This window comes from Clostridium tertium (assembly GCF_017873245.1).
GTDB classification, from domain to species: domain Bacteria; phylum Bacillota; class Clostridia; order Clostridiales; family Clostridiaceae; genus Clostridium; species Clostridium tertium.
Window position 1 is genome coordinate 39,893 of sequence record NZ_JAGGJY010000015.1, and the last position, 21,272, is coordinate 61,164.

General features: G+C 27.7%; 19 protein-coding genes. 5 read left to right on the forward strand and 14 right to left on the reverse strand.

Annotation, left to right across the window (positions count from 1 at the left end; all coding sequences use genetic code 11):
• Positions 1-43 precede the first annotated feature (43 nt).
• Entirely contained in the window at positions 44-346 is a 303-nt protein-coding gene (locus J2Z25_RS15015; protein ID WP_008676020.1) for a hypothetical protein, read from the reverse strand.
• A gap of 130 nt (positions 347-476) precedes the next feature.
• On the opposite strand from J2Z25_RS15015, the gene rd reads away from it, so the two are divergent.
• The gene (gene rd / locus J2Z25_RS15020; RefSeq protein ID WP_008676021.1) at positions 477-641 is read left to right on the forward strand and encodes a rubredoxin; all 165 of its coding nucleotides are present in this window, start codon (positions 477-479) and stop codon (positions 639-641) included.
• Positions 642-674: 33 nt separating this feature from the next.
• On the opposite strand, the gene J2Z25_RS15025 is transcribed toward rd, so the two are convergent.
• The 6 genes from J2Z25_RS15025 to J2Z25_RS15050 form a co-directional block, all read right to left on the reverse strand.
• A complete protein-coding gene (locus J2Z25_RS15025; protein ID WP_209741152.1) occupies positions 675-2,153 on the reverse strand; it encodes an N-6 DNA methylase in 1,479 nt (492 codons plus the stop codon).
• Between the two features lie 136 nt (positions 2,154-2,289).
• The gene (locus J2Z25_RS15030) at positions 2,290-3,708 is read right to left on the reverse strand and encodes a potassium/proton antiporter (protein WP_097034397.1); all 1,419 of its coding nucleotides are present in this window, start codon (positions 3,706-3,708) and stop codon (positions 2,290-2,292) included.
• 136 nt (positions 3,709-3,844) lie between these two features.
• Positions 3,845-4,405, reverse strand: a complete 561-nt coding sequence (locus J2Z25_RS15035; protein WP_142691501.1) for a hypothetical protein — start codon at positions 4,403-4,405, stop codon at positions 3,845-3,847.
• A gap of 303 nt (positions 4,406-4,708) precedes the next feature.
• Complete coding sequence (locus J2Z25_RS15040; RefSeq protein ID WP_209741153.1) at positions 4,709-6,025, reverse strand: LysM peptidoglycan-binding domain-containing protein; 1,317 nt, start codon at positions 6,023-6,025, stop codon at positions 4,709-4,711.
• Positions 6,026-6,228: 203 nt separating this feature from the next.
• Complete coding sequence (locus tag J2Z25_RS15045) at positions 6,229-8,046, reverse strand: peptidoglycan-binding domain-containing protein (protein WP_209741154.1); 1,818 nt, start codon at positions 8,044-8,046, stop codon at positions 6,229-6,231.
• 107 nt (positions 8,047-8,153) lie between these two features.
• Entirely contained in the window at positions 8,154-8,840 is a 687-nt protein-coding gene (locus J2Z25_RS15050; protein ID WP_209741155.1) for a PHP domain-containing protein, read from the reverse strand.
• Between the two features lie 146 nt (positions 8,841-8,986).
• Here J2Z25_RS15050 and J2Z25_RS15055 point away from each other — a divergent pair, with 146 nt between their 5' ends.
• Positions 8,987-9,745 carry a 3'-5' exonuclease gene (locus J2Z25_RS15055; protein WP_209741156.1) on the forward strand — a complete coding sequence of 253 codons (759 nt, stop codon included), beginning with the start codon at positions 8,987-8,989 and terminating at the stop codon, positions 9,743-9,745.
• Between the two features lie 73 nt (positions 9,746-9,818).
• Here J2Z25_RS15055 and J2Z25_RS18920 read toward each other — a convergent pair whose 3' ends face one another.
• From J2Z25_RS18920 to chbG, 4 genes are all read right to left on the reverse strand, one after another.
• Positions 9,819-10,619 carry a MurR/RpiR family transcriptional regulator gene (locus tag J2Z25_RS18920; protein WP_142691496.1) on the reverse strand — a complete coding sequence of 267 codons (801 nt, stop codon included), beginning with the start codon at positions 10,617-10,619 and terminating at the stop codon, positions 9,819-9,821.
• Positions 10,620-10,879: 260 nt separating this feature from the next.
• The gene (locus J2Z25_RS15065; RefSeq protein WP_209741157.1) at positions 10,880-11,533 is read right to left on the reverse strand and encodes an N-acetylmannosamine-6-phosphate 2-epimerase; all 654 of its coding nucleotides are present in this window, start codon (positions 11,531-11,533) and stop codon (positions 10,880-10,882) included.
• A gap of 5 nt (positions 11,534-11,538) precedes the next feature.
• Positions 11,539-13,029 carry a PTS transporter subunit EIIC gene (locus J2Z25_RS15070; protein WP_008676039.1) on the reverse strand — a complete coding sequence of 497 codons (1,491 nt, stop codon included), beginning with the start codon at positions 13,027-13,029 and terminating at the stop codon, positions 11,539-11,541.
• A gap of 237 nt (positions 13,030-13,266) precedes the next feature.
• Complete coding sequence (gene chbG / locus J2Z25_RS15075; protein WP_209741158.1) at positions 13,267-14,004, reverse strand: chitin disaccharide deacetylase; 738 nt, start codon at positions 14,002-14,004, stop codon at positions 13,267-13,269.
• Between the two features lie 399 nt (positions 14,005-14,403).
• Here chbG and J2Z25_RS15080 point away from each other — a divergent pair, with 399 nt between their 5' ends.
• Entirely contained in the window at positions 14,404-16,794 is a 2,391-nt protein-coding gene (locus J2Z25_RS15080) for a GxGYxYP domain-containing protein (protein ID WP_209741159.1), read from the forward strand.
• A 249-nt stretch (positions 16,795-17,043) separates the two neighbouring features.
• On the opposite strand, the gene J2Z25_RS15085 is transcribed toward J2Z25_RS15080, so the two are convergent.
• On the reverse strand, positions 17,044-17,802 hold the full coding sequence (locus tag J2Z25_RS15085; protein WP_209741160.1) for a MerR family transcriptional regulator: 759 nt from the start codon (positions 17,800-17,802) through the stop codon (positions 17,044-17,046).
• A 252-nt stretch (positions 17,803-18,054) separates the two neighbouring features.
• Here J2Z25_RS15085 and J2Z25_RS15090 point away from each other — a divergent pair, with 252 nt between their 5' ends.
• A complete protein-coding gene (locus J2Z25_RS15090; RefSeq protein ID WP_008676044.1) occupies positions 18,055-18,492 on the forward strand; it encodes a globin domain-containing protein in 438 nt (145 codons plus the stop codon).
• A 103-nt stretch (positions 18,493-18,595) separates the two neighbouring features.
• Here J2Z25_RS15090 and J2Z25_RS15095 read toward each other — a convergent pair whose 3' ends face one another.
• Entirely contained in the window at positions 18,596-19,276 is a 681-nt protein-coding gene (locus J2Z25_RS15095; protein ID WP_209741161.1) for a YjgB family protein, read from the reverse strand.
• A gap of 404 nt (positions 19,277-19,680) precedes the next feature.
• Between J2Z25_RS15095 and cdd the strand changes: the two genes are divergently transcribed.
• Positions 19,681-20,100: a cytidine deaminase gene (cdd, locus tag J2Z25_RS15100; RefSeq protein WP_209741162.1), complete on the forward strand. Its 420-nt coding sequence runs from the start codon at positions 19,681-19,683 to the stop codon at positions 20,098-20,100.
• Between the two features lie 230 nt (positions 20,101-20,330).
• On the opposite strand, the gene J2Z25_RS15105 is transcribed toward cdd, so the two are convergent.
• Entirely contained in the window at positions 20,331-21,077 is a 747-nt protein-coding gene (locus tag J2Z25_RS15105; RefSeq protein WP_209741163.1) for a hypothetical protein, read from the reverse strand.
• Between the last annotated feature and the right edge of the window lie 195 nt (positions 21,078-21,272).

The window sequence follows — 21,272 nt, forward strand, 5'->3', positions numbered from 1 at the left end:
AGGCTATTTTAAGCTTGAGGCAAGCATTAAATAGCCTTTTGTATTATTTACATTTCTTTTTTATTCCTTCATAAAGATACCTTAAATACTCAATATTTTTACCTTCTTTTTCAAGGATACTTATTCTATCCTCTACTCTCTTAATGGTTTCCTTTGCTTCATCAAAATCCTTATGATTTATACATGTGCTTGTATATTCTAATAAATAATCTATTTTTAATACTAATTCTGCTAAATCTTCTCTATTATCATTTACTAAATCAACTAATAAAGAATATATTTTAGGAGATGTATCCTTTCTTACACTACTTAGTAAATCATTATTTTTACTAGTTTTTCTTCCCATATAATCACCTCTATCTCTAAATCTGTTCTTATTTTATTATTTTTTTATCATTTATAATAATTTATATCATATTTTTATAATATACCCAATACATTTTAAAATATAAAGGAATTTTAGGAGGTTTATATTAATGCAAAAATATATTTGTGTACCTTGTACCTATGTTTATGATCCAGAATACGGTGATCCAGATAACGGAATAGATCCTGATACAGCTTTTGAAGATTTACCTGATGATTGGGTTTGCCCAGTTTGTGGTGCTTCTAAAGATGAATTTGAGCCTTTAGATGAATAATTTATAATAAAAAACAGTCTTAACGACTGTTTTTTATGTTCTCTTAATTAAATCAATTTTAAACTTATTTATATATACTATTGTATCATTAGATAAGTTAGCAGTATCATTAACTATCTCATCTATTTCATTTAATATTTCATTAATATCTTCTTCATTTTTAACTTTATCATATACTGAGCACCCTAAATAAGATAACCTCTCCTTTGCTTCATTGTCAAAGTTTAAAAGTGGTATTCTTGATACATATCCTGATGTTATCATATTGCTTCTATTTAAAACACCTCTAACTAAATAAGTCACTAAAGTAGAGTTTAAATACGCAAGTAACCAAAATGCATCTTTATCATCACATATAATGCAAGTATTTACACCAAAGGTGCTTTCTTTTGGTAACTTGCAAGCTGTAAATTGTACCCCCATTGAAGAGCAAATTATTCCTGACTTATATAAAAGTTCTTTATTTCTTACTATAAAATTAGGAATACTTTTAGATATATTTATAAAATCCTTATTTATATACATGATTTTATTTGTATAATACTTATCTTTTCCTGGATTCTTATAAAATGGAACTGTATATGGATTATTCATTTCTTTTGATAAATACAATTTATCATTACCTGTCGATATTCCCGTTATACATTTAAATTGTTCCCCTAATCTATTAAGTGTAAATAAGCTTTTAACCTTTTCAGGACACTCTATTATAAATTCACTATTATCCATTTTATTATTCAATACTATATCATTTAAATTGTATAAATTATTATTAGATGAATCTAAAATATTAATTAGCTCTTCTATGCTTCTACATCTATTGTTTATAATTACATTTTCTTGGTAGCTTAATCCCTTTTGTAATATAACTATACTAGTCCTTACTTCAGCACCTTGCTCCAAAAACAAATCAGTTGGACACATAGTTATTTCATGTATAGAGCAGGTGTTCAATATTTTCTTTCTTAGACCTTGATAACTTTTAGAAGTTAAAAATGAGTCGTGAGTTATTATTCCTATAACAGCACCATCTTTTGCTAAATCTATTACAGCCGAAATAAAAAGTCCATACATATTATGAACACCTACATCATTGAAATGCTTTTTTAATTCCTTTTTATTATCCCTTATATATTGAACTTCATGACAATTATAAGGTGGATTTAAAACATAATAATCATAATTTAAGTTTTTTATTTGATTATTTGCACTAACAAATTCATAATAGTATTTTATAAAATCTGTATTTTTAAAATTACAATTATACTCTTCTTTATACTTAATGATATCTATACCATAAGTTTCTATATTAAACTTATTAAAAGGATTAAGCATTTCTTCTCTTCCACAGCATGGATCTAAAACACTCTTCCCATTATTATTTACTTCCATTACCCTCATTGTAATATAATCACATATAAAACTTGGAGTTGAATAATAACCTATTTGTCTTTTATCTATAGATAAATCATTTATTATTTTTTCTCTTAAAACTTTTTCTTTTCTCCCCATAAATTCCCTCTCCAAATTTGATTTTATGAAATATTACAAAAGCACATATCTTTCATATAATAATCTCTACAATTAAAAAGATTATTATTAAATGGGAAATCTATTTATATAAAATCTTCAAATTAAATAATTCATACTAATTATTTAATAAATTATCAAAATTATTAGCACTTAATACTAGAATATCTCCCTTATTAATAATTGTAGATCCTTTCGGAACTATAACTTCATCTCCACGTTTTATCATTACTATTAATATATCCTCAGGGATATCAGAATCCATAATGGTCTTATTAACCCATTTGCTATCATCAAATATATTAACTTCTAAAAGCTTTGTACTCTTGTCTTCTTTATAGTCATTAAATGTTCTTAATACAGGAGTACTATCATCAACTAAATCTAACTTTTGTGCTACTTTTGGTATTAACGTTCCTTGTATAGCTACAGATAATAATGCTATAAAGAACACTATATGGAATATATCATTTTGTATATTAACTCCATAAGTTATAGAAAATATTGCAAAAACTATTGATGCAGCACCTCTAAGACCTACCCATGATATGAAGATCTTTTCTTTAACAGAATAATTAAACTTACTTAAAATTATAAATGTCGCTAATGGTCTTGCTATTACTATCATAAATATCGATATCGCTATAGATATACCAACTACTTGTGGTAATTTAGATGGGAAAGATAATAAACCTAAAATAAAGAATAAAGCAATTTGCATTATCCAAGATACTCCATCAAAGAAATGGAATAAACTCTTCTTGTGAGGTATCTTACTATTGCCTATTATAATCCCTGCCATATATACGCTTAGATATCCATTTCCTCCAAGCCATTCACTTACTGCATAGGATAATATTGCAATGGCAGTTATAAATATTGTATAGAAACCCTCTACTTCAAAATTAGCACGTCTAATTACATAAACAGCCCCTTTAGCTAATATGCTTCCTATTAATATTCCAAATACTATTTGCTTTATTATCATTGGAACCATAGAGCCTACCCCTGTATTAGACATGAAGGTTAAAACTATAAGTGTTAACATATATGCAATAGGGTCATTACTACCACTTTCTATTTCTAACAAAGGTGCCAGTGAGCCCTTTAAGTTAAGTTTTTGAGAACGTAGTATTGAGAATACTGAAGCTGCATCAGTTGAACCAACAACAGATCCTATAAGAAACCCTTCTAATAAACTCGTACCTAATACAAAATAACAAAATAATCCTGTAAGTCCTGCTGTAATTATAACCCCTAAGGTTGACATTAATATAGATGGGACAGCTGATTCCTTAGCTGTTTTCCAATTAGTACCGAACCCTCCATAAAACATTATAAATACTAACCCTAATGAACATAGCTTACTCGTTAATTCATAATCATCAAAGTATATTCCTACAATTCCATCAGAGCCAAATAGCATTCCTAATACTATAAAAATTAAAAGCATTGGAACCCCAAATTTGTATAAAATCTTACTGGATGTTATGCAAATCAATAATATTAATCCGCATATAATCATTAATTCAATCATATTACCTCCTTAAAAATATTTATTTTACCCATTAATTATACACTAAAACTTATAATCATTCCAATCTACCAATTTTGTTCATTCTCATAAAAAAAGTAATGAATAACTATATGTTATCCACTACTTTTGAAATTACTTATTTTATTTTCTCATATATAATTGGATCTACGAATCCAAAAGTAATTTTCCCATTTTTCCTAAAAACCTCACTCACATACATCTTTTCATCTTCAATCTTTTCTTTTAAAGTAAATTCAGTTTCAGGTGTAAAATTACTAACACTTTCTCCCTCAAAAACCCCATCATTTTCTTTATAAACCATTGGAGTAAATTTCTTTGATATCTCTAACTCATTATAATCCATTATTAAATTATCATTATTATTTTTGAATTCTTCTTTACCTATTCCTTTTGGTAACTCATAAGAAGTTAACACTACTTCATTTTCTTCATTTAAATTAAATAAAAATAGATGTGGTAATATATTTGTAAATTTTCCTTGTTCATAATAACTTTCTTCTATAACAAAATATCCATTAAAATTCTTTGGTAAATTCTTTATTTTATTATTACATACACCATTTATATGCTTTGCCTTAGGGTGTATCACTTCACCAGCTGCAAGCTCTCTATCTATTTGTCCATTATTATTAAAGCTTCCGCATAAATTTTCTATAAACTGTTCTAACTTTTTCAACGTTACCACTCCCTACATTTAAATAATAAAACTTAATATTTCATTATATCTTTATATATTCTTTTGAAATATATTCTAAACAAAATATTTAACGTTAAATATATCTATTTCTAAATTAATTATACTGCTTATTTTTAAGATTATCTCTTTAGAGAACCTCATTTATATGTAATTATTTATTGTTATATGAATTTATCTTTATTATAATTCACTTTCCGAATTATATGAACACTATTCATAAAAATAGACTTACCAATAATTCATATTAAAAGTAAGTCCATTCTATTTAATTATTATTGACTATTAATTTATTCTAATTACTTCTCCTGGGTATATTAAATTAGGGTCACTTATATTATTTATTTGCGCTAATCTTTCCGTTGTTGTTCCATACCTTTGTGCTATTTCTGATAAAGTGTCTCCCTCTTTTACTATATAAGTTGTAGCTGTTCCACCTGATGTGTTTCCTGCTGAACTATTTGAACTAATTTTCAAAACTTGTCCTGGGTATATTAAGTTTGGGTTACTTATATTATTTATTTCTGCTAATCTCTCTGTTGTTGTTCCATACCTTTGTGCTATTTCTGATAAAGTGTCTCCCTCTTTTACTGTATAAGTTGTAGCTGCTCCACCCGAGGTGCTTCCTGTTGAACTATTTGAACTAATTCTTAAAACTTGTCCTGGGTATATTAAATTAGGGTCACTTATATTATTTATTTGTGCTAATCTTTCTGTTGTTGTTCCGTACCTTTGTGCTATTTCTGATAAAGTATCTCCCTCTTTTACTGTATAAGTTATAGTTGTCCCACCTGATGTATTTCCTGCTGAACTATTTGAACTAATTTTCAAAACTTGTCCTGGGTATATTAAATTAGGGTCACTTATATTATTTATTTGTGCTAATCTTTCCGTTGTTGTTCCATACCTCTGTGCTATTTCTGATAAAGTATCTCCCTCTTTTACTGTATAAGTTATAGTTGTTCCACCTTGATTTATATTTGGAATACTAGTATTTCCTCCTGATATTAATATTCCATCTGTAAATACATCTAAAGGACAGTATCCACTTATTCCTGGTACAGTTCCTGATTCTGAATATTGAAATCCCACCCAACTATTCCATATAGGATTATCTCCAGGTGTTGTAACATCATAATTTGCTATCCATAAAGGATATTTTGATAAGATATTTGTAAGACTTGTCCTAGCAAAGTTAGTATATGTGTATACAACAACATCTTTCCCTGTAAGCCTTTTAACTTCTTCTAAAAAGGTTACGCACATATTAGATATCTCAGCTGCTCCGTATCCATCTGATAATTCAATATCTAAAGCTAATCTACAATTAAAACTTTTTCCCTTTACATAGCTTGAAAAATAATTGGCTTGAGTCTTTGCATCTACTCTTGGCCTAAAGAAATGGTAAAACCCTATTAGCATATTATTACTTCTAGCCCCTGAATAATACTCATCGGCTCTAGGATTTAAATAATAGTCACCTTCTGTTGCCTTTATATATACAACTTGAACTCCACTATTACTAACTTGATTAAAGTTAACCTCTCCTTGCCAACTTGATATGTCTATTCCTTTGTATTTTCCAGCACTTATTGATTGCATATCATCCTCTCCTCTAATGTTAAAATTTAAATATTTTAAGATATAATATAATATGCTATCATTCTCATAAATGTAATTGATACGTCACTTAAATATTTATGAGAATTATAAACATCTACCTAATCTCCTTTATAATCTTTTAAATTTAACCATCTTAATAGCTAGAATTCAATTATAAAACTTCGATATATAATTTAAATACTCTAGTATTTCATACCATTATATACTTCTAATATTTTATTCCATGTATATTGTCCTATAATTCCATCTAGTGATAAAGCAAATAATTTTTGAAATGCTACAACAGCTTCTCTAGTTGCATTACCAAAAATTCCATCTACTGCAACAGTAGGTATCCCAATTTGATTAGATATACTTGCTAAATAGTATTGTACTTCCTTTACTTTTTCTCCTCTTGAGCCATACTTTAATAAATAACCTGGATACTTTCCATCAAATTTATTATCAGGTACTCCTGGATTACTATTGTCTATATTTTTATAAACTTCAAATACTTTATTCCAAGTAGCTAATCCTACTATTCCATCTGTAGATAACCCAAATAATCTTTGAAATTTTATAATGGCGTCCTTTGTCCCATTACCAAATATCCCATCTACTGATACATTAGGTATATTATAAGACTTAGAAATTTCACTTAAATAACCTTGAAGCTCTCTTACCTTTTCTCCTCTTGCCCCATATTTCAATAAGTATCCTGGATACTTACCATCACCCTCTGGTTTTCCAGTTCCTCCTCCATTTCCACCTGATTCACCTATTTCTGGCTCTTGATTTAATTCTGCTAATCTCTTTACCCCAACATAAATATTAGATATCTTATACCAAGTAGCTCTACCTACAACCCCATCTGGAGTCAAATTGAATACTCTTTGAAACACTTTAACGGAGTCTTCTGTTTCCTTTCCAAATCTTCCATCTTCAGGATAAATCCTTGGAATAGCTGGAAAATTTTTAGATACTCTATTTAATTGTTCTTGTATTGCTTTAACATTTTCATTTACATCACCTATTCTTAATGAATAACCAGGATATGACTCAGGTACTCCTTCAACATATTCTGCTCTAACTAGTACTTTATCATAACCAAAATAATATTTTATTATATCCAAAGCAGACATCCCTGCCTTAGCTAAATCAACAGTACCCCATTGTGATAACCCATCACACTTTACAGTTGTTCCATTACAATATTGGGCAAAAAATGGTGTTTGATTTCCAATTGTTATAATGTACTCGTTAAAAATTTCATCGACTATCTTACTTATATTCTCAAATATATTTCTACCTTTTACAAAATATTGATCATATGCTGTTGAGTTTGTTACTTGAAATGGATATCCCATATTCCTATACCATTCTGTATAAACTCTATTTAATGCAAAGGAAATTTGACAATATACATTAGCTCTTATTGCTTCCTCTGGCCAAGTAGGATATATCTCACTAGAAGCAACATTCTTAATATAATCTATAAATCTTACTGTAACATTTTCTGCATATGAAGTAGGACTTCCTAAATGTACAGTTATAAATTCAGGTACATATACGTTTCTAAGAACAAAAGGAGCCATTGAGAAACCCATTTCTATATTTTCAGTTGACTTCTCAACACCTTGTTGATCTTGAATAATTATTTCCTCCTGGAGATTTTTTTCCCCTGATTCAATACTTGCCTCTTCCATTTCTATATCTTGTATTGAAGTTATTCCATCAAATACACTTACTCCTTCAACAATAACATCTTTATATCCTTCCGCTCTAACCTCTATATTATATAATAAATACGGATTTTCACCTTCTTCATAAGGCTCCTGAGATAACTTCCTATCTAAGGTAACTACTGATATTACTTCACTTCTTCCACTTATATCAAATGCATTTTCTTTTTCATAAACAATATTCCCTATTTTTGAATTACTAATTCTAATGCTACCGTTCGTAATTGGTAACAAATCTTTTATTCTAAACAATCTTACTAATATATTTCCTTCTGCCAATCTAATACCCTCTAAAATTATTCTTACTATATTTTACTCTATCAAATTTTAAATGTGCTATAAAGAATGCTAGTTATAAAGATCATAACTCACTACTCCGCTTATAATTAGCTTAAGTTTAGTATATTTAAAAAGTTATCTATCTCTTCATTTTCTAGATATATTTGTCCTAATGTTCCATGCTTTAAATCAACTTTCTTTAATGAATGAAAGTCAGATCCTGCTGTGTATATTATATTTTTCTTTTTAGCTACATTTATAAAGTACTCTGTCTCATTATCCTTATTTCTATAATACTTTGCTTCTATTCCATCAAAATTTAAATTTATTATTTGTTCAAAAACCCCTCTATCAAGTAATGTAGGATGAGCTAAAACTACCTTTACATTATAATGATGTAAAAAGTCTATTCCAGCTGAAGTTGATATCTTACCTCCCTCTGATTTAAAACTTAGCTTTCCCTTAAAGTAAATTTGACATGCTTTGAATTTTCTTGTACATAAATTATTTAAAATCATTTTAAATTCATCACTTTGATATTTATCATCAGTAAAATACCCTAGTATATGAACTTTATTACCTTTAAATCTAGTTGATAATTCTATCCCAGGTATTACTTTTACACCATGTATTTGACCAACATTAACTGCTTGCTTATTTCCACTTACAGTATTATGATCTGTTAATGCTATAATATCTACTCTTCTTTCTTTTGCTAACAATACTATTTCTCCTGGTTTTAGTTCTCCATCTGACTCTGTTGAATGAATATGAAAATCTCCCTTTCTGTACATTTTCTTAATACCTTTTAATTGATTGTACTTCATAATATCTAAATATATTAGTTTTTGATATACTCTTTATAGAAATTAATATAATCTACATAATAAAATGGCTACAATATAGATATGAATACTTATAGATTTAGAAAGGATTTTTAATGAATTATATAGTTTGTGATTTAGAATTTAATCAAAAATATATACCAAGTAATACTACTGATAAAAATAATAACGAATCAATTGATAGTACTATGAAACAACTTCCTTTTGAAATAATTCAAATTGGAGCTGTAAAAATTAATGAAAATCTAGAAATAACATCAAATTTTAATGAACTAATAAGACCTATCGTCTATACTGATATTAATCCTTATGTAGAAAATATAACTAAAATAAATAAAGATATGTTATCAAGCTGTGAAACCTTTTCTAATGTTTATAAAAGATTTTTAAATTTTCTAGGTGATGATGAAGCAGTTTTATGTGTATGGGGAAGGTCAGATATAAAAGAATTTCTAAGAAATATAAAGTTCAATAACTTATCTACTTCACTATTTCCCAGTAAATATATTGATGTTCAAAAACACACATCAAAACTATTTAATATTCAGAAAGGAAAACAAATTGGATTAAAGACTGCTGTTGAAATGTTAAACATAGATTTTGAAGATAAATTCCATAATGCTTTTTATGATGCGCTTTATACATATAAAGTCTTTAAAAAAATTTATAATCCATCCATAATACCTAAGATATATAATGATAGTAATAGAACACATAAAACCAAAGTTAAAATTGATACTGATGCTTTATTTAAGCAATTTAGTAAGATGTATGATAAAGAAATAACAGCTGAAGAAAAGTCTATGATAAAAACTGCATATAATATGGGACGGACTGGACAGTTTGTAAAGTAATTTTATATTAGTGCCTATATTAAATTATAAAAAAAATAAAAATCTGCTATAAAATCCTTATAGCAGATTTTTATTAATTATTAATAATCGCATTAATAGTAGTTTGCATCTTGTTACTTAAATTAATATCCTTTAACAACACCATAGATATTAAATCCAGGAGATACATAGCAGAAAACTGTGTATTAATGAATCTACTCCTATCTACAAAATTAGGATTATACACTATAAACTTTATATCTGAATACTTGCTTACTGTACTCCCCTCAAAGCCTGTAATAGATACTGTCTTTGCCCCATTTTCCTTAGACTTTCTTAAAGAGTGTATTACTTCCTGTGTTTCTCCAGATATAGAAATTCCTATCACCAAATCATTTTCTGACACAATTGAACTATTTATAATCATCATATGGGAATCTGAAATACAGTGTACATTAAATCCCATTCTTAAAAGCCTTTGCATCATTTCTTTACATGTTAATCCAGAACTACCAACCCCGTAAATATAAATATTCTTCGCTTTCTTTATTTCATTTACCACTTTGAATATTTCCTCTTTATCTATTAACATTTTAGTTCTTTCTATAACTTCGTTATAATATTGATATGTATATGAGAAAATGCCATCTTCATCATTTATCGGTAATTCTACTTTATTTGATCCAAGCTTTATTTTCATATCTACAAAGCTATCACATCCAATTTTCTTAGCAAACCTTGTTATTGTTGCTCCTGATGTTCCTATTTCTTTAGCTAAATCAGTAATATTTATATTTTTAATTTTATCGCCATGCTGCATAATATAATCTGCTATATCCTTTTCCTTATCGGAAAACTCATTATATTTTCTTTGTACCTCGCATAAAATATCCACTTAATATCCTCCATAATCTAATATATATTAGCCTTCTTATGCTATAACTTATATTATATTTTAATTAAACATAATTAAGGTAATTACCCCAAACCATAAAATATATGACTTCAATTACATAACTGCATCTAAAGGTATGAAGTAATCAATTTATTTTTGCACTAATAATATTAAAACATTAATTTAAGTATATATATTAGAATAACATTAAAATAAGCTAAATAAAAGAGGTAGAGATTTATGTCTCTACCTCGCAAGTATTATAATGCTTTTAAAATTTCATCATTGAATTTCTTTGTAATTAATTGTGGTCTTGTTATTGCACTACCAACTACAACAGCACAAGCTCCTTTTTCTAAAGCAAGTCTTGCCTTTTCAGGAGTATCGAAGTTTCCTTCTGCTATTACTTCTGATTTACAATCTTTTATTAAAGCTTCTAACACTTCAAAATTATTCATTCCCTTAGAATGTTCTGTATATCCAACTAAAGTAGTTCCAACATAATGGAATCCTAACTCTCCAGCTCTTAAGCCTTCTTCTATAGTTGATATATCTGCCATAAATTTTTGAGAAGGATACTTTTTAAAGATTTCCTTTAAAAATTCTTCATCTTGATTTATTGTAGCATCTAAAGCTATAACATCAGCTCCGGCTTCAACAAGCTCATCAACTTCCTTCATTGTTGGAGTTATATATGGCTTCATATTTTCATAATCTATTTTTATTATACCTATTACAGGTAAATCAACTTCTTTCTTTATAGCAACAATATCTTGAACACTATTGGCTCTTATACCTATAGCTCCACCTTCCTTAGCTGCTACAGCCATTCTACTCATTATATAAGAGCTATGTAGTGGTTCATTTTCTAGTGCTTGACATGATACGATTAATCCTCTATCTATTACTTTCACTCTTATTACTCTCTCCCTATAATTTCATTTATTTTTTGCTTTAATGGATCTGCTTTTGCTCCAAATATTGCTTGAATTCCGCCTTTAACTTCTAAAACAGCAGTTGCTCCTAAAGCTTTAATTCTATCCTTATCTACTTTACTTACATCTTTTACAGCTACTCTTAATCTTGTTATACATGCATCAACATCATCTAAATTTTCTTCTCCGCCTAATGCTTCTAAAATTTGAGTTGCTGTTTCATTCATACTATCTTTTGTTACAACCTTAACTTCTTCACTATCTGCTTCTCTACCTGGAGTCATAACATTAAACTTAGTTATTAAGAATCTAAATGTGAAGTAGTATAATGCAAACCAAATTACTCCTACTATTAATACATATATCCAGTTTGTTTTATCATTGCCTTGAAGAACTCCAAATAATGTGAAGTCTATTAATCCACCAGAGAATGTATTACCAATTGATATATTTAGTATATCCGCTATAAAGAATGATAATCCATCAAAGAATGCGTGAACTACATATAACCATGGTGCAACGAATAAGAACATGAACTCGATTGGCTCAGTTATACCTGTAACAAATGATGTTATTGCTGCTCCTAAGAATAATCCACCAACTAATTTTCTCTTTGCTTTAGGTACACAATGATACATAGCTAAGCATGCTGCTGGTAATCCAAACATCATTGTAGCAAAACGTCCTGCAAAGAATCTTGTTCCTTCTGTAAATAATCCAGTATGGTTTGGATCAGCTAATTGTGCAAAGAATATATTCTGAGCTCCTGTAACAGTTTGACCTGCAACTGTTGCAATTCCACCTAATTCTGTGTACCAGAATAATGGGTAAATCATATGATGTAATCCAACGGCTCCTGTTAATCTTAGCAAGAATCCATATAAGAAAGTTCCTATTGGTCCTAATCCAGCTATTGCATTACCTGCTGAAACTAACCAGCCTTGGAATGTTGGCCATATTAAGAAGAATATTGCCCCAATAAAAATTGCTGAGAATGAAGAAACTATTGGTACAAATCTTGACCCTCCAAAGAATCCTAAAACTGCTGGTAATTGAATGTTTCCATATTTATTATGAAGATATGATACCGTTAATCCAATTACTATAGCTCCAACAACACCAGTATCTATTGATTCAACTGCTGGGTTAAAAGCTGTAATCATTCCTTTTATTGAAGCATTCATAACTAAGAATGAAACTGCACCTGCTAGACCAGCAGTACCTTTATCTTTCTTAGCAAGACCCACAGAAAGACCTATACACATAATAAGTGCTAAGTTAGAAAATACTACATCTCCTGCAGATGACATAATTGAGAAAATTCCTTGTAACCAAGAAATATTTAAGAATGGATAAGCTTGTACGGTATTAGGGTTTGATAAAGCTCCCCCTATACCAAGTAATAAACCAGCTGCTGGTAATATAGCAATTGGTAACATAAAGGCTTTTCCAATTTTTTGTAACTGTTTAAACATTTATATGCCTCCTCTATTATTGAAAATTATTTTTATATTTTTTTATTGTTGAAAACCTTTTTCTTTTGAATACATTTACATATTAACATGAAAATTATTTTTATTCAAGTATTTTTTTTAAAATTTTTTTCACACATTATTGTGCATATTTTCTCTTTATAATTATATTTTGATATTACACTGTTTATTATTCAAAAAAATAAAACCGCATCACATTTAATGATACGGTTCTAAGTTCTATTTTAAAATATTCCTATAACTACAGAGTTCTATGCCTATAGAATCAATAAACTCCTTAAGTTCTTTAGATGTAAGTATCTTTAGCTCCTCTACTCTTTTTATGTTATAAGAACTTGTCTCCATAATAAAGCTATCAATATATGCAGGATGACTCATAGTTTCCACAATTTCATATTTATCTAATTTATTTTCTAAGCTTTTAAAAGCCTCTAGACTAACTGTTTTATCATAAAAAATCCCTTCATAAGGAATTACTTTATCATAATCTAATTCATATTGTAGTCCCCCTCTTATAGGAAGATTATATCTTTCTACTAACCTTTCAATTACCGGTTTTAGAAATTCAAATGTATGAACATGATGATGTGAATCTAAATGAGTTATTTCAATTCCTCTACTTTTAACTTTTTCAATTTGAGCGCAAAACTCGTTGTATATTTCTTCTAAACTAAACCTCTCCATATCCTTATCTGGATTTATCCTTTTGTAAAAAAATCCATTTTCATCTATAATTGTTTTATGTGAATTTAATACAGGTTTATATGCCGACAAAGTTAGATGCACCCCACATCCTAGATCTGGGCATTCCTTTAATAATTCAACTGCATGATCAAATCCTGGCATTCCAGCCATTATTGAAGTACTCCTTACAGCCCCATTTCTATATGCATCAATTATTCCATAATTGGCGCCTCTGCTAAGCCCAAAGTCATCCGCATTTATAATTAATCTCATACTATTTCTCCTTTCCCTTTCTATATAAAATAATCTTAACAAATTAAAAGTTAACCTAAATACCTAAATAAATTTATAACTATTATATTCTTTATAAATCATAAAAGTAAGTAAATACTTTAATCTCCATTTAACACATATTAACTTAAATAAAAGCATTCTAACTGCAACTAAGTTTTGCAAATTAAAATTCTATTTAATTTACGTCTTTCCTTAATTTATTTAATATTTAAAAATAACTATATATTATACATTATAAATTATAGCATCATTGTATAAATACTTCCAATATTGTATTTATCTTTCTATGCTACCTGATTACTATTATGAATAAACTAAACTACTGTTACTAATCCTAATATATATCAAATAATAATTGTATATGTGAGGTGTTTACTAATGAAAAAGTCTCTTAAACTTTGTTCCATAATTCTTTTAACTATACTCTACTCACTTGCACACATTAGCTATTATCCTAAGGCATTTTCAGAATTGAATCTAAAAGAAAACTCTGCAAATAATAATACTTTACCTCATCACTTTCGAATGATTTCTGCTGAAACTAATCTAGCAAAAAATCAAGATATTAACTTAAAAGGGCTAGACAAGTTGAATATTTCTGGAAGTGGTCAATTTTCTGAATCTGGCCTTTCTTTAATAAAAAATTCTATACCAAATAAATTTTCTATAATAGATGTTGATTTAAGACAAGAATCTCATGGATTTATAAATGGAATAGCTGTAAGTTGGGAAAACTCAAATAATAGTGCTAATAAAGGTTTAAGTTTACCCGAAGTCTTATCCATTGAAAATAAACTTTTAGAATCTATTAAGATCGGTACTCCTATAACTTTTTATAATACTAAAGATACTGTAATTCCTGAATCTGTTCAAAACGAAGAAGAACTTGCTAAATCAAAAGGAATGCAATATATTCGTATTCCTGTAACAGATGGCAATTTACCAACAGATGACATGGTAAAATATTTCATTGATTTTGTTAGTAAGTTACCTAATGATACTTGGCTTCACTTTCATTGCAAAGAAGGAATAGGCAGAACTACTACATTTATGATAATGTACGATATTATGAAAAATTATAAAGACGTAAGCTTGGATGATATTATTAAACGCCAAGTAGTATTATCAACAATAAGTGATAAAAGTGCTCAAGATTTTTATACTGGAAATCATTTTAAGTTTTTAAGTGATTTTTATAATAGTTATACAGCTAAAAATACTTATTCTATGAATTATCAAAATTCTATCAATAGCTTAAATGATTATTACATTAAAAATTGCATTTTACCTAAATATTTATATGTAATTTCTGATACTGATATGAACAAAGAAGAGCAGACTATGATTTCTGCTCTTCAAGGCATTATATCGAGTAAATCTGACTTTCAAATTTATATCCTTCCTTCTAATCAACCTGATTACAAACTGTGGCTAGATGACTTAAATAAAAATTATAATATTAGCTATGAAAATATATCAGACCCTTGGAAGCTATTAAATATCTTTAAACATAATATCAATGGTTACATATTATATAGCAATTCAAATCCTTACTCTATCAATAACGCCTGCTCTCTTGCATCACTAAAAAATTCCCTACCTATTGATGAATCCCTAGAATCTAAAGTTAAAAATTACGAAATAACTAATCTAATTAAAGATTGTAGAAATACAGATAAACACTGGGCCTATAAAAGTTTATGGAATTCAGGATTAAATCATACTACAGTTATAGAGCTATCTCCCGAAAAATCAATGGCTTTAAGAGACTATGCAATAATGTCAAAATCACTTATATTCTATGAATATGATATAAATGATTTTTCATTAAGAAAGGATATATTCAGCTCTATGGATGATATTGCTCGTTGCCTAGGATGGGGCCCTGATGAGTTTAATAATGTAAGTATAGCTTCAAAATATGGCGTAGATACCATCGCTGCAGATTGGTCCTATAATTTATCCGTATTGAGTTCATTTCCTATTAATGTACAAACTCAAAAGCACCGCAATGACGTTCCAGCTGAAGATAATATCCATTATGTGACCTTCATTATGTCTGATGGGGATAATCAGCAATGGCTACTAGGAAGCAATTATAGTTCAGAAAAATGGTATGGCTCTAAAAATAGAGGAAACTTTAATTTAGGTTGGACATTAAGCCCATCTCTTTATTATTTAGCACCTACAGTATTTAACAAATACTATGAAAGTGCAAGCTCATCGAAGTATTCTGATTACTACATTGTTTCTCCTTCTGGAAATGGCTATATATATCCTAGTAAATTTCCAAAAACTAAATTGGATAGCTATACACAGAGATTAAATAACTATATTAAGGAAGTTGATCAAAAATATGTATTAATAATCGATGATAATGCTTTATACGATAATTCTTTATGGGACAAATATACTTCCTGTCCAAACATAGAAGGTCTATTTTATCTTGATTATAAAAAAAATAATAATTACGAAGGTAAAATAGTTTGGTCCAACGACAAACCTATAGTATCTTGTCGTGATTTACTTTGGAACAACCTAGAAGATGAAGAAGAACTAATTAAAAATATTAATTCTAGAGTTGAATTGGGTTATACAAATATTAAAACCCCAGAATCATATACCTTTGTTTATGTTCATGTATGGAGTAAAACTATGGATAATGTTCAACATGTAGTTGATAAATTAAATAACAATCCTCAAGTTAGAATTGTTATTCCTGATATTTTTATGAAATTGATTAAAAATAATATACCTGCTACTTATTGATAAATTTATTTTTTAAAGATAATTTAATTAAATCTATAAATCATGATACTATTTCACTATTATCTCACTTAAATTCAAAATTATATTTTTTATATAATCTTCTAGAATTTTAAAGGACATAACGAAACGCGCCCCCCTTTTAAGCCATTGATTCTACTAGCTTACACGGCAAAAGCCGTATCTATTAACATAGCTACGGCTTTAAACTTCTATTTATATATTGAATTAACTTTACAATATTAATACTAATTATCTTGCATACTTCACAATAATATCCCTTAGTGTAGCAACTACTTCCTTACCAGCTCTATCATTATAGTATTTTGCAAATCTTTCATCTGCTACATACATTTCTGCTAATCCAATATGAGCTTCTTTTGAATAACTAGGCCATGAAAAACTTAGCCAAGCTTTGTGTTTTTCGTAAACACCCTTAGCTTTTTCCGAATCTAAATCTCCTGAATTGAAAACCTCAATTAAATCTTCAAACATATCATTTTCTATACTTTGCATTTTTTTAAAATCTTGTTCAGTCATATTCATAAACTTTTTGTTAGATTCTTCTACAGTCTCTGAACCATATTTTTCTCTAATTTCTTTTCCATATTTAGCTTCATTTTCTTGTAATTTTTGCTTTTTAAAGCCTTCAAACTTCTCCTTATTTGACATATCTATCTCTCCTTTATTATATTCTAATGTCTTTTCTACAATTAAAATCAATTGATCAAGTTGATTCCGTCTAGAAATAAGTCTTTGGCGATGTTCAATTAAAGATTGGCAAATATCAAAATTAGGATTAGATATTATATCCTGTATATCTTCCAGCTTCATATCTAACGATCTATACAGTAATATCTGTTGCAATAAATCTACTTCTTTTTGACCATAAATACGATATCCTGAAGAATTAACTCTACAAGGTTTTAGTAAACCTATTTCATCATAATATCTAAGAGTTCTAGTACTTACGCCTGCTAATTCAGCTAGCTTTTTAATTGTATATTCCATCTCATTACCTCCTGACAACTTAATGATAAATGATTACGTTGCGTTAATGTCAATAAAAATATTATATTTTTTATTTTGTAATCTTAAGCATAAAAAAGCTTAAACTATATAGTATTAATTTTCACAAAAATATTAAGTTTATTAAGCTTTTATAGTATTTGAATATAACTTTTTATAATGCTAGAATTTATTTAACCGATAAGTATTATTTATTAATATTTATTATTAACATTTTTAGGAAGGTGAATTAATATGTTAGATCAAAAAACAATTGATATAATTAAAAGTACAGTACCAGTATTAAAAACTCATGGAGTTGAAATAACAACAACTTTTTATAAAAATATGTTTGAAAAAAATCCTGAAATCAAACCATTATTCAATATGGATAGACAAGAGTCAGGTGAACAGCCTAAGGCATTAGCTATGGCTATCTTATCATCAGCGCAAAATATAGACAACTTACCAGCAATTATGCCTGTAGTAAATAGAATTGCAGAAATTCACTGTAATGCAGGCGTTAAAGAAGAACATTATCCAATAATAGGAAGCAACTTATTATTTGCAATTAAACAAGTTTTAGGAGATGCTGCAACAGATGAAATTATGGATGCTTGGGAAAAAACTTATGGAGTTCTAGCAGGTATCTTTATAGATGTAGAAAAGAAAATTTATCTTTCAAGACAATAACTTACTCATTTACTTATTTATTATATATTTATATTATGATAAAAGGATTATGGTAGTCCATAATCCTTTTATCTAATTTACTATATAATCCAAGATTAATATACTACCACTCTCTACCTGGATCATCATCCATACTATTAACAGTTCCATGAGGATATAAAACTGAATAGTGATCTAAAACTTCCTTTTCATTTTTACTATATGAAAAAACAAATAATAATTTGAAATCATAATTTATCTCATATCCAATTATTCTTTCATTCAACTCTGTTTTAACTTCATATTGTGGTTCTCCAAAATATGATATTATATCTTGTAAATTTAAATCTTTTAATGATTTATCAAAAGATCTTAATTCAAATATTTGATCTCCTTTATTACATCCAAATGCTAAATTTTTACTTTCAAAAGTATAATAAAGTCCTTTAGCTTCAGCTATATAGTTTGAAGTATCTTCCTTGCCATAAGCATTATTAACTTCATCAATAATACCATCTTTTGCTTTAAATTCACTATTTATAACCATTCCACTTTTAGACTTGTCTTTTATATTATTCAATAGGTCACCCTTATAGTTATCTACATTTTCAGTATTAGTTTCACCTAAGTTATCTGTACTCTTAGGTTGAGCCTCTTTAGATGAGTCTTTGCTTGTATCTTTGTCAATCTCTATAGACTCACTGCTATTACTTTTATTATCATTAGATGACTTATTATATCCACATGCTGTAAGCGAAATCATAAAAGTTGCTATTATAGTAATAATTAGTACTTTCTTCTTCATTCTATTTACTCCTTATTAAATCATTATCTATTATATTATACTTATTTTTAATATATATTTTCATTTCTATGTAAAACTTAATATTAATGCTATAATTATTCACTTAAGCTATCACTTGCAAAATTCACTATATTATCATTCCCTCTATTCTTTATCGTCTTAAAATTAAACATATAAACTATTAAAAATTCCATATAATATTCAAATAACTTCCTATTCCGAGCATTTTATGCCTATAAAACACAGTATAAATATGACTTTTTATATAACAAAAATGTTCAATTTATAAAGTGTTATATACATCCTAAATTTTAAATGCTATAATAATAATCCATTTATTGATACATACTATTATTTGTAGGTGCTAATAAATGAATTATTATGGAAAGTGTCAGGTGAAATTTATGATTGATGCAAAATTATTAGTTGAAAAGGCTTATGAAGCTCAAAAATTTGCTTATACTCCTTACTCTAACTTTAATGTTGGTGCTGCATTACTTGGTACAAACGGTAAAATATATTTAGGTTGTAATATAGAAAATGCGGCTTTTACTCCAACAAACTGTGCTGAAAGAACTGCTTTTTTTAAAGCTGTATCTGAAGGACAACATGAATTTCAAGCAATTGCTATAGTAGGTAATATGGCAGATGCTGAAGAAACTGAATACTGTGCTCCTTGTGGAGTATGTAGACAAGTAATTGCAGAATTTTGTGATCCAAAAACTTTTAAAATCTATCTTGCTAAAAATAAAGATGAATTTAAAGAATATACATTAGAAGAACTTTTACCTTTAGGCTTTACTGGAAAAGACTTAAATAAATAAATCATTTGATTAATTTCTATTAAATAAGATTAAGCCATAAACTATAAAATAGTTTATGGCTTAATATCATTTAGACTTTTCTTTTAAGATTATTCTATCTATACTCTTTTTTGATAAGAAATATTTTTCAGCAAGATCCTTAATGCAATAGCCTTGCTATGCATTATTAGCAGGTGTTGTCATAAAAATCCTCCCGTTTATACCACTATATTTATTATTTTACTTTTTAATTATTTAAAATTAAAATTATTAATAAAATTGACCATATTATCTTTATTTTCTTTTAACTGTTTTACTCTATTTACGTTAGCCCCTGAAGGATGTGGAAAATCCTTTAGTATTTGTTCCTCTTTTATAAGTCCCTTATTTTCTAGGCAAAGTAAGACTTCTTCTACCGCCCTTCCTAATGGTATTAATAAAATCTCTTCATGATTGTCTAAACTATTAAATTCATCAATAAAATTTTCATAAATATACTTCCTTAAAAATTCACTCTTTATTAATTTAGGAGTATGACCAGAATAATTTTGCTTTTTCACAAAAACAGGATAAGGAATTAAAGAAATTGTATGTAATAAATAATCCTTTTTATTAAATAATTCACTACAACTATCTATATTTAAAGCCTTATTTAAGGTTATTTCATCTAACATACTTATTATATTTTTTCTTATTACTCCACTAAACCTTCCTGCCACCTTACACTTATATTGAATTTTTTTAATATCACTCCCTAACTCAAATTCCTTTCTAGCTGTTGCAATTGCTGTACTCATTTGTTGAAATCCTGGAGTTATTCCAATAATAAATATCTTTGCCCTTGGATTTAAATACTCATTATGTGGTGCATAATATATCTCTATGCTATTTTCACTATCTACTAAAAATTCTTTAATTAATAACTCTTCTTTAGTGTATTTATCTTTTAATGGTAACTTCATTATTTTTTCTTTATATTCATATAAGTTCTCTTTCATATATTTTCTCCTAATCAAAATTCTTTTATAAATATATATTTACTCAATTCTTGAGCTTTTCTAAAATATATACTTATTATATATGTTTATCTTGATTCACTATTTATATCAACTATTTCTTATAATTATTTACAGCTATACTTACAATATACAATCTAACCTCACAATAATTATTATTAATCCTAGATTTATCTA